The following is a 12,062-nucleotide window of genomic DNA, read 5'->3' on the forward strand; positions in this document are numbered from 1 at the left end:
TATGCAAATGAAAAGTACTAAAAGGCATATTTCAATGGTTTCATTAGTTTTTCTAGTATTATTTTCAGTGCTGAATGTGTGGGCTCCAGTTATTCAAGCTGCTGTGATGAAAAGTCCAGTGGACGAAATTAATATTTCCCGTACTGACGGCACGACATCTGAACCGTATCAAGCCTCAGATGGTATGAAAGTAGAAGTGAAGTGGTCAGCTAAAGAAAAAATAAAAAGTGGAGATCAATTCACAATTGATATGCCAAAAGAGTTTCGAAAAGACCTTATGAATATGAGTTTTCCTTTAAAAGATGCTGAAGGAAAAACAGTTGGTACATGTGAGATGAAAAAGGGTCTATTAACGTGTACTATGGGTGATTACGTAGAAGGAAAGAATAACATTAAAGGTTCTTTATTCGTAGAATTCTACTTTGGTCTAGAAGCATATGATGGTGTTAAAGAAATTCCATTAGAATTTAACGTTGATGGTCAAATCGTCAATAAAGAAGTAAATGTAAGTAATACGACAGAGAGACCGAAGCCACAGCCCAATACAGATAATCTATTGAAATGGGGTTCTTATAATCAAGAAGATCCTTCGATTGCTGATTGGCTTGTATATGTAAATGCAACTGGAACAGAAATGCAAGATCTTAAATTAACAGATACATTAGGACCTGGGCATGAGTTAATTACAGACAGCGTAGTATTAGAAGAGGCTGTATTTGAAGATGGTTATGCACCAACAAATATTAAGCCAGCAGATTTATCTAACATTAAAATAAATGCAACGAAGACTGGATTTACAATTGAGTTTCCAGACAGTTCAAAAGGTTATATTTTAAGATATAAAACAAAGATTACTAATCCTGCTGCAAAGCCTCATAAAAATACTGTGAAATTAGAAGGTAAAAATATTAAAACTGAAGAAAAAGTAGGACAAGTATTTGTAAGTGGTGGGGGAGGATCCGGTTCAGGTGACAATAATCCACCTAGCATTGAAAAAAATATAGTTGATGAGAATGGCAAGCTTGTAGAGAATGAGCAGTTAACACAAATGGATCAAGTTATTCAATACCAAGTTGGTACACATATACCGAACGATCCTCCTAAATACACATCTATGGTAATTAGTGATGATTTAGAAGATGTTTTAGAAGTATTAGAGGCAAAAGTGTATGATCAAAATGGCCAAGATATTACTTCTAAAGGAACGTTAAATATAGATAAACAAAGAAGTGAAGTAACATTTACGTTTGGTGAGAGTTTTGACTATAAGTCATATGAAGACCAGATAATTAATCTTAGTATCAAGGCGAAAATTAAAAATAATGCAGACTTATCTTCTTACGTAGATAAGAAGATTCCTAATAAAGCGGAATTGCATTTTGATGATAAAACATTAACATCAAAAGAAGTAACTATTACACCGCCTGAAGCTCCAAAAGATGGTACAGTATTGATTCATAAAACAGATTCTGAGAATCCGAATAAAGGGTTAAAAGGTGCAGAATTTGAAGTTCGAAATAGTGCAAATGAAGTTGTTGCAACACTGAAAACGGACGAAAAAGGTTTTTCAGTACCTCAAACTTTAGCTCCTGGGACGTATAAAGTTTATGAAACAGTGGCGCCAGAAGGATATCAAAAATTAACAAGCCCAGTAGAGGTTACACTTCAAGCTGGAGAAACAAAAACAATTGAAATTAAAAACACTATGCAAAAGGGTCAAATTGAAGTAAAGAAAATTGATTCGGAAAATGGTGAAAAACCATTAGCAAATGCAGAGTTTGATATAGTAAAAGACGGTGTAGTAGTCGAACATATTGTTACAGATAAAGATGGTAAGGCAATCTCTAAACCATTAGCACCAGGAAAATATATTTTAAAAGAAACAAAAGCACCTGAAGGCTACCAATTAAAAGAAACAGAGTTCGAAGTAAATGTAACAGGGGACGGCATATTCCCAATACAAGTGGAAAATGCAATGGTAGACAAAGGTAATATAGAAATTACAAAAGTGGACAAAGAAAACGGGGCAGTATTAGCCGGTGTCGAATTTGAAGTCCAAGATGAGAAAGATGGCGTAGTAAGAAAAGTAGTAACAGATAAAGAAGGAAAAGCAAACGTTTCAGATCTATCAGTAGGAAAGTACAAATTAGTAGAGACGAAAAGCTTACCAGGTTACAAAAATCTAACAGAACCAGTATTATTTGAAATTACAAAAGGTATGACAAAAGCTTTATCAATAAAAGTAGAAAATGAGCAGTTAGACAAAGGCTCAGTAGAAATTACAAAAATAGATAAAGATAGTCAAAAAGTATTAGAAGGCGTAGTCTTCGAAGTGCAAGATGAGCAAGGAAAAGTAGTAACAGAAGTAAAAACAGATAAATATGGTAAAGCAAAAATCTCAGATTTATCAGTAGGAAAGTACAAATTAGTAGAGACGAAAAGCTTACCTGGCTACAAAAAGCTAACAGAACCAGTATCATTCGAAATTACAAAAGGTATGACAACAGTCCTATCATTGAAAGTAGAAAATGAACAGTTAGATAAAGGTTCAGTAGAAATTACAAAAGTAGATAAAGACAACAAAAAAGCATTAAAAGGCGTAGTCTTTGAAGTGCAAGATGAAGCTGGAACAGTAGTAAAGGAAGTAAAAACAGATAAAGATGGTAAAGTAAAAATCTCAGATCTATCAGTAGGAAAGTACAAATTAGTAGAGAAAGAAAGTTTACCAGGCTATAAGAAACTAACAGATCCAGTATTATTTGAAATCAAAAAAGGCATGACTGAAGTTCTATCATTAAAAATAGAAAATGAAATGTTAGATACGGGAAATGTAGAGATAACAAAGATAGATAAAGATAATAAAGCACCGTTAGCGGGAGTAACATTCATCGTCCAAGATGAAAAGGGTAATGAAGTTACAAAAGTAACGACAGATAAAGATGGAAAAGCAAATGTTTCAGATTTACCTGTAGGAAAGTATGAATTAGTAGAGGTAGAAAGTTTACCTGGTTATAAAAAGCTAGAAAAACTAGTATCATTTGAAATCAAAAAAGGCATGACCGAGGTTCTATCATTAAAAGTAGAAAATGAAATGGTGGATACAGGGAATGTAGAGATAACAAAAATAGATAAAGATAGTAAAGCTCCATTAGAAAATGTTGTATTTGAAGTACGTGATTCAAAAGGAAAAGTAGTTGCGAAAGTAACGACGGATAAAGAAGGAAAAGCAAACGTTTCAGATTTACCTATTGGGAAGTATGAGTTGGTGGAAGTAGAAACACCGGCAGGATACAAACCACTAGAAAAGCCAATTTCATTCGAAATTGAAAAGGGTAGAGTAACAGCGCTAAAGCTAACAGTAGAAAATGAATTAGTGGATACAGGAAATGTAGAAATTACAAAAGTAGATAAAGAAAATAAAGATGCTTTAGCTGATGCAGTATTTGAGATTCAAGATGCAGCAGGACAAGTAGTCGCTAAAATAACGACAGATAAAAAAGGACAAGCACAAGTTACTAATTTATCAGTCGGCACATACAAGTTAGTAGAAGTAAAGGCACCAAAAGGGTATAAACAATTAGTAGATCCGATTACTTTCCAAATTGAAAAAGGCATGACAAAATCTCTTGCTTTAACAGTAGAAAACGAAATGTTAGACAAGGGAAATGTGGAAGTAACAAAAGTAGATAAAGATAGTCAAAAAGTATTAGAAGGCGTAGTCTTCGAAGTACAAGATGAGCAAGGCAAAGTAGTAACGGAAGTAAAAACAGATAAAAATGGTAAAGCAAAAATCTCAGACTTATCTGTAGGAAAGTACAAATTAGTAGAGACGAAGAGCTTACCAGGTTACAAAAAATTAACGGAACCAGTATCATTCGAAATCAAAAAAGGTATGACGAAAGTCTTATCACTGAAAGTAGAGAACGAACTGTTAGATAAAGGTTCAGTAGAGATTACAAAAGTAGACAAAGAAAGTGGCGCAGTATTAGCGGGCGTAACATTCGAAGTGCAAGATGAAAAAGATAAAGTAGTAACAGAAGTAACGACAGATAAAGATGGAAAAGCAAACGTTTCAGAGTTATCAGTAGGAAAATATAAGCTAGTAGAGGTAGAAAGCTTACCAGGATATAAAAAATTAGCAAAACCAGTATCGTTTGAAATTAAAAAAGGTATGACAGAAGTTTTATCATTAAAAGTAGAGAATGAACAGTTAGATAAAGGTTCAGTAGATATTACAAAAGTGGACAAAGACAGCCAGAAGGCATTAGAAGGCGTAACATTCGAAGTGCAAGATGAAAAAGGAAAAGTAGTAGCGAAAGTAAAAACAGATAAAGAAGGAAAAGCGAAAATTTCAGATCTATCTGTAGGAAATTACAAACTAGTAGAAGCAGAAAGCTTACCAGGCTACAAAAAGCTAACAGAGCCAGTATCATTCGAAATTAAAAAGGGTATGACAGAAGTCTTATCATTAAAAGTAGAGAATGAACAGTTAGACAAAGGTTCAGTAGAAATCACAAAAGTAGATAAAGATAGTCAAAAAGTATTAGAAGGCGTAGTCTTCGAAGTACAAGATGAGCAAGGCAAAGTAGTAACGGAAGTAAAAACAGATAAAAATGGTAAAGCAAAAATCTCAGACTTATCTGTAGGAAAGTACAAATTAGTAGAGAAAGAAAGCTTACCAGGTTACAAACAATTAACAGAACCAGTATCGTTTGAAATCAAAAAAGGAATGACAGAAGTTCTATCATTAAAAATAGAAAATGAAATGGTAGATAAGGGAAATGTAGAAATTACAAAAATAGATAAAGATAATAAGGCACCGTTAGCAGGTGTAGTCTTTGAAGTTCAAGACGACAAAGGCAAGGTAGTAACGAAAGTAACGACAGATAAAGCTGGAAAAGCAACAGTTTCAGATTTATCAGTAGGAAAGTACAAGCTAGTAGAAGTAGAGAGTTTACCAGGCTACAAAAAATTAGAAAAGCCTGTACCATTTGAAATTACAAAAGGTATGACAAAATCTTTAACGTTCACTGTAGAAAATGAAATGGTAGATACGGGGAATGTAGAAATCACAAAAATAGATAAAGACAGTAAAGCTCCATTAGAAAATGTTGTATTTGAAGTACGTGACTCAAAAGGAAAAGTAGTTGCAAAAGTAACAACGGATAAAGAAGGAAAAGCAAACGTTTCAGATTTATCTATTGGAAAGTATGAGTTAGTAGAAGTAGAAACACCGACAGGATACAAGCCACTAGAAAAGCCAGTTTCATTCGAAATTGAAAAAGGTAGAGTTACAGCATTACAATTGACTGTAGAAAATGAATTAGTGGATGTAGGAAATGTAGAAATTACAAAAGTAGATAAAGATAGCCAAAAAGTATTAGAAGGCGTAGTCTTCGAAGTACAAGATGAGCAAGGCAAAGTAGTAACAGAAGTAACGACAGATAAAGAAGGAAAAGCAAAAGTTTCAGATCTTTCAGTAGGAAAATACAAATTAGTAGAGACGAAGAGCTTACCAGGTTACAAGAAGTTAACGGAACCAGTATCATTCGAAATTAAAAAAGGTATGACAAAAGTCTTATCATTGAAAGTAGAGAATGAAAAGTTAGACAAAGGTTCAGTGGAGATTACAAAAATGGCCGCTGAAAGCAAGGAAGTCTTATCAGGAGCTGTGTTTGAAGTTCATGATGAAGCGGGCAAAGTAGTAGTGAAAGTAACAACAGATAAAGATGGAAAGGCAAAAATCGCAGATCTATCTGTAGGTAACTACACACTAGTAGAAGTAGAAGCACCAAAAGGATATGAAAAATTAACTAATCCAATTCCATTTGAAATTACAAATGGAATGATAAATGCAGTTCAATTAGAAGTATTAAACAAATTGAATCATTTAGCACCACCAGGTCCAGAAAAACCAGATCCAGAGAAACCTGGAACACCAGATCCAGAAAAACCTGGAACACCAGATGCAGAAAAGCCTGGAACACCGAATCCAGAAAAACCTGGAACACCGAATCCAGAAAAACCTGGAACACCGAATCCAGAAAAACCTGGAACACCAAATCCAGAGAAACCTGGAACACCGAATTCAGAAAAACCGGAAAAAGAATTACCGAAGACAGGGCAGAAAATGCCTGTGGAACCATATATGGGAGCACTTCTTGTAATGATGAGTTTTGGATTATTCGTATTAGGTAGAAAACAGCAGAGATAATAAAAGTGAAAAGGTATCCTCAAAGTATTTGAGGATACCTTTTTTAGCATAAAAAAAGCATCTAGCAAAAGAACTAGATGCAAATAAAAACACATGGGAAGACAAAATTCTTCCCGTTTCCCGTATGTAATTATATCAAAAAATTTATAAAAAACTAGCTATATTTAAAATATAATTTTAAAAAAAGTTATATACATAAATAATTGCAATACTCGCAGTTTTCTCTTTCCAAAAAATACATTTCTTTAATTTAGAATATTAAGACTAATATTGATAAATCTTCAGATAATTAGAAAAAATAATCAAAAGGATATATAATATTGCTTAAGAAATAGTTTTAATGGATTACATATAGTTCATTTGGTGTATTAATTGAATATCATAATTTTTAATTTTATTAAGCAAGAATCTCGGTTACGTATTGCATTTCTAACATAGGGTGAGAAAGAAAAATACAATAGTGTGGAGGTTTTTATAATGACGTTTGTTCTTAGTAAAATGAGTGGCTTTAGCATAGAAGAAAAGGTACATGAATTTGAATCTAAAGGATTCCTTGAAATCTCAAATGAAATCTTTTTACAAGAGGAAGAGAATCATCGTTTATTAACACAAGCACAGTTAGATTATTATAATTTGGAAGATGATGCGTACGGTGAATGCCGTGCTAGATCTTATTCAAGGTATATAAAGTATGTTGATTCACCAGATTATATTTTAGATAATAGTAATGATTACTTCCAATCTAAAGAATATAACTATGATGATGGCGGTAAAGTTAGACAGTTCCATAGCATAAATGATAGTTTTTTATATAATCCTTTAATTCAAAATATCGTGCGTTTCGATACTGAATTTGCATTTAAAACAAATATAATAGATACAAGTAAAGATTTAATTATAGGTTTACATCAAGTAAGATATAAAGCTACTAAAGAAAGACCATCTTTTAGTTCACCTATTTGGTTACATAAAGATGATGAACCAGTAGTGTTTTTACACCTTATGAATTTAAGTAATACAGCTATTGGCGGAGATAATTTAATAGCCAATTCTCCAAGGGAAATTAATCAGTTTATAAGTTTGAAGGAGCCTTTAGAAACTTTAGTATTTGGACAAAAGGTTTTCCATGCCGTAACGCCACTTGGAACAGAATGTAGTACTGAGGCTTTTCGTGATATTTTATTAGTAACATTTTCTTATAAGGAGACAAAATGAGAGAGAATAAAATAATTATGATTTCTGGAGCCAATAGTGGTATAGGTCATGCTTGTATAAAATACTTTTTAGAAAAATCCTTTCATGTAATAGCGCTTGATATTAATAATAATAATTTAATAGATTATATGAAAACAGACATGCCTTTGAAAGTAGTGCAAATTGATTTAAGTAATAGCGAAGCGATTCATAATCTTTTTACTCAATTAGATTTAGAAAACCTTTCTCCTGATATATTAATAAATGCTGCTGGTATTCGAGAGATAACACCCGTTTTAAATTTATCCGATGATATGTTTAAAAAAGTAATTGATGTAAATTTAGTAGCCCCATTTATCCTTTCTAGGGAAGTAGCGAAGCGATGGTGTGAATCAAAAATAAAAGGTTGTATTGTGAATATAGCATCGGTTTCTGGATTAATGGCTGAACCAGAGCGAGCTGCTTATGTGGCATCAAAGCATGCCTTAATCGGATTGACTAAACAGATGGCTATGGAATTTGGGAAGCAAAATATAAGAGTAAATAGTATTTCTCCCGGTGTTATTAGAACTGAACTTACAGAAGAATACTTTAGTAATACAGCCTTGATGTCTATGATAAAAAGTAATCAATCTTTAGATACTTGGGGGTTGCCGCAGGATATTGTTTCATGTATTGAGTACTTGATTTCTGATCAGGCCCGCTTTATTACTGGTTCTAATTTTGTAATTGATGGTGGTTGGACCGCTGGGAAAAACTTGTAATTGAGTGTTTTTGAGGAAAAGCACCTGTCCTTTTTTAAGGCTGGTGTTTTTCTCACTATAAACCGATTTTTTATTGGAGGGGGATTAATTTGCTTCAAAAAAGTTTTAAGCAAGAGAAAACGGTACCGGCTTTAAAGATGATAGCATCAATGGTTATCTTTGGATCAGTTGGATTTTTTTCAGTTCAAACAAACTTACCTTCGTTTGAATTAGTGTTTGTAAGGTGTATTTTTGCGACAATATTTTTAAGTGTATGCTGGTTGCTTACAGGGCAATATAAACAAGATAAATGGGAACGAAAAGAAGTTATTCAAGTTTTAATATGTGGCTTTTTCTTAGTATTTAATTGGGTTTTCTTATTTAAAGCCTTTGAAAATATGTCAGTTACAATTGCTATCTCAGTTTATCATCTTGCACCAGTAATTGTACTGTTAATTGGAAGTATCGTCTTTAAAGAAAAATTAACATTAATATCTATTATTTCAATAATTGTGTGTTTTGCAGGAGCTTTATTAATTGCTGGTATCGATGGAAGCTTCTCTTTCGGTTCATTAATGTCTTCAGGTATGATATGGGGATTTCTTGCAGCTCTCTTTTATGCATTTACAACTTTATTTGGTAAAGGGATTAATAAAATGAGTGCGTATGCAATGACATTTTTACAAACATTCTTGGGGATATTTCTTTTAATACCATTTATAGATTTAGATGCTTTTAGTGGCCTCACTCAAAGTAATTGGACATATATTATAGCTACTGGTTTTATTCACACAGGGATAGTGTATTATCTGTTTTTTGATAGTTTACGCCATTTATCTACAAAAACAATCTCAATATTAGTTTTTTTAGATCCGGCAGTGGCAATATTATTAGATACTGTACTTACTGGATTCCGTCCAACTTTAATGCAAATAACAGGAATTCTTTTTATTTTTATTGGCATGACTTTAACATTAAAAAAATCTAAAGATAAAAAACTGAGCCAAAAAGAAAAGCGAATTGAAAGCGATGCTAGTATATCTCAACAATGATGAAATATATTGTGTATAAAACGATAAACCTTGCATGAATCATGTAAGGTTTATTTTAGTTCAATATAATTCATATTTATAATATATAATTTTCAAAACTGGGTATGTTTTTCTTTAATATGCTTTTGATTCAACTATTTTTATTTGACTATAAATTTACAAAAATGTATATAAAACCTTATTTTTTGATAATATATAAGTAATAAATTCATAGAATTGGAGTGATGAGATGCAGCCGTTAGAAAGGGAGATTCATTCTAATATGCTGAAAGTGTGGAGGATTCACGCTTTAATTGGGGCGGCAGTTATACTAACAGTCGTAATTGCGTATTTCTTTTTTATGATTAACTTTAACTGGTGGGGCTGGTTGTTTGGACTATTAGTAACAGGAGCCATTATGTTTATTCCACTTGATTATTTTGTGTTTCCAAATTTACGTCAGCGCTATTATAGTTACAGATTAAATGAAGAAGAGATTGAGATTCAAAAGGGAATGTTCGTTGTAAAACGCGTACTTATTCCGATGATCCGTGTGCAGCACGTAACGATTGAGCAAGGGCCAATTATGAGAAAGTATAATTTAGCAGAATTACACATTTCAACAGCCGCAACTTCTCATAGTATCCCAGGTTTAACGAAAGAAGAAGCAGAACAGCTGAAAAGACAAATTGGAGAACTTGCGAAAGTGAGTGATGAGGATGTATAAGAGGCAACATCCGATCACGATATTGTTAGGTATTAGGGTTGCGAGTTTGTTGCCACTTATTATTCTTGTTTTATTTAAACCTGATGAACAAGTGGAACCTTGGTATTTATTTTATCTTTTCCTTCTGGTTGTTTTATTCATCATGGCTATTTTTTCAGCAATTAAATGGTATTTTAAAGTGTACTGGATTGAGAATAATATTTTACATATAAAGCACGGTGTTTTTGTAAAGAAGGAAAGCTATTTAAATAAAGAGCGTGTACAAAATATTAGTACGTCTTCTAACATCATTTATCAAATGCTCGGACTTATGAAGTTAAATATAGAAGTAGCCGGTGGTGGTAATGAACCAGAAGTGATGTTGGCTGGTATTAAAGAAGACGAGGCAAAACATTTAATCTCTTTATTACATAAGAAAGAAACTACTGTAAAAGAAGAAATAGAAGAGGAAGAAAGCAAGACGGTTTATCAGTTAACAGCGAAAGAGGTTTTAGCCGCAGCGATTACATCTGGTCGGTTCGGACTAGTGTTCTCTGGACTAGTACTTCTTTACACAAAGTTTGATTTTGTTCTTCCTGAAGGATTCACAAGTAAAGTAGAAGCGTATGTGATGGGAAACGGTGTTTATAAACTAATTGTAATTGCATTAATTTTAATGGCAATTTCGTGGATTATTTCCACGGCTGGATATGTGTTGAAATATGCAAACTTTAAAATTGAGCGAAAAGGGGAAGAGATTCGTATCGTTCAAGGATTATTTGAAAAGAAAGAGTTTGTCTTAAAATTGCACCGCATTCAAGCGATTACTGTAAAAGAAGGTATGCTTCGCCAGCCGTTTGGCTATTGTGCTGTTGAAGTGGAAGCAATTCAAAGTATTGGAGCAGCAAGTAACGAAGTAATGTTGCATCCATTTATGAAGAAAAAAGATGTACAGCATCTGCTCACATATTTAGAGTTACCTTATGAAATCGAAGCGGAGATCGTTCACTTACCAAAAACAGCGTTGCGTCGTTATTTCATTATGGGCTGGTTAATAAGTATCATACTCACAGTTCTAATTGCCAGCGTGAGTATATATTTTAAACAATATATTGCGTTGTTTGTTATTTTACCGTTATTTATCGTGTTTTCGTTACTTGCGTATGCTAGATATAAAAGTGGCGGTTATGAATTAAGAGAAAATCAACTAACGGTTGTATATCGTAATTTTTCGAAATATACAGGAATAATGCGAAGAAGACATGTTCAAGTAGTAGGTTATGATCAATCGTATTTTCAAAGAAAAGATGAATTATGTACAACTCTTGTAGCGGTAGCCGGGCGCGGTTATGAAGTAAAGCATATGAGAAAAAAAGATTCACTTCGTATATATAATTGGTACAAAGAAAAAGGAAACACCGGTGTGTAATGGTGTTTCCTTTTTGTCATTAAATCGATATCTTTAGTCGAATCGTTGATATATTTCAAGATGTGATAGATAAATTGAAAAAATCGTTGATATATTCAAAGATATGATAGATATATTCGAAAAATCGTTAATATAATTTCACGTACTGTCAGTGTTGTATCACTTTTTAATTAAACTAACACATCAAAAGTAGTCACAAAAGAAGGACGAGAGAAAATACTCTTTTGCTGTTCTGCATGTGGATGCGCTTGAGCCTGAGGTTGTCCTTCTGCTTGCGTGGGGCGTTTTTTATGAGCGTTTTCGAATGAACGTGATTCTGTCCAATCTTTAAAGTTTTGCTCTGTTTCCCACATCGTTAAGATGACATATGTATCGTTACTTAATGGGCGTAGAACACGGATTGCTTGGAATCCTGGTTCGTTTTCAATAAGGCCTGCGCGGTTTTTAAACCGGTTTTCGAATACTGGGCGACCTTCGTCTGTGACAGAAATGTTGTTACAAACGATATAGCCAGGTTGTCCTTTAAATTCACCGACAGCATCTAGTACGTCATACTTAAGTGAGCCTTCTACAGATTCTTCTGTATTTTCTTTATAAAACATATTTTTCTCATCATTTTTTGCAGTGAAATGTGCTTGTTCTAGAGGTGTTTCGTATGAAATAATAGCCTTCATTTTAGTGCCCCCTTAATAGTTTGTTTCTATTATATCAACTCTCTTAAAAAACTTCGAAGATTATATACATA

Annotated in this window: 7 protein-coding genes; 6 read left to right on the forward strand and 1 reads right to left on the reverse strand. The window is 33.1% G+C overall.

Features of this window, described 5'->3' with window-relative positions:
* Position 1 precedes the first annotated feature (1 nt).
* The 6 genes from JFU02_RS24940 (at position 2) to JFU02_RS24965 (ending at position 11,317) form a co-directional block, all read left to right on the forward strand.
* Complete coding sequence (locus JFU02_RS24940; protein WP_201071832.1) at positions 2–6,214, forward strand: SpaA isopeptide-forming pilin-related protein; 6,213 nt, start codon at positions 2–4, stop codon at positions 6,212–6,214.
* A gap of 477 nt (positions 6,215–6,691) precedes the next feature.
* On the forward strand, positions 6,692–7,429 hold the full coding sequence (locus tag JFU02_RS24945) for a 2OG-Fe dioxygenase family protein (RefSeq protein ID WP_000144818.1): 738 nt from the start codon (positions 6,692–6,694) through the stop codon (positions 7,427–7,429).
* Positions 7,426–8,172, forward strand: a complete 747-nt coding sequence (locus tag JFU02_RS24950) for an SDR family NAD(P)-dependent oxidoreductase (protein ID WP_001208944.1) — start codon at positions 7,426–7,428, stop codon at positions 8,170–8,172. The genes JFU02_RS24945 and JFU02_RS24950 overlap by 4 nt, the downstream gene beginning before the upstream one ends.
* Positions 8,173–8,261: 89 nt before the next feature.
* Entirely contained in the window at positions 8,262–9,203 is a 942-nt protein-coding gene (locus tag JFU02_RS24955) for a DMT family transporter (RefSeq protein ID WP_000939628.1), read from the forward strand.
* 229 nt (positions 9,204–9,432) lie between these two features.
* Entirely contained in the window at positions 9,433–9,909 is a 477-nt protein-coding gene (locus JFU02_RS24960) for a PH domain-containing protein (protein WP_061666647.1), read from the forward strand.
* The gene (locus tag JFU02_RS24965; RefSeq protein WP_061666648.1) at positions 9,902–11,317 is read left to right on the forward strand and encodes a PH domain-containing protein; all 1,416 of its coding nucleotides are present in this window, start codon (positions 9,902–9,904) and stop codon (positions 11,315–11,317) included. The genes JFU02_RS24960 and JFU02_RS24965 overlap by 8 nt, the downstream gene beginning before the upstream one ends.
* Before the next feature lie 170 nt (positions 11,318–11,487).
* Here the strand turns inward: JFU02_RS24965 and hmoB are convergent, their stop codons facing one another.
* Complete coding sequence (hmoB, locus tag JFU02_RS24970) at positions 11,488–11,991, reverse strand: heme-degrading monooxygenase HmoB (protein ID WP_061666649.1); 504 nt, start codon at positions 11,989–11,991, stop codon at positions 11,488–11,490.
* Positions 11,992–12,062 lie beyond the last annotated feature (71 nt).

This window comes from Bacillus sp. TH13 (assembly GCF_016651175.1).
GTDB classification, from domain to species: domain Bacteria; phylum Bacillota; class Bacilli; order Bacillales; family Bacillaceae_G; genus Bacillus_A; species Bacillus_A thuringiensis_S.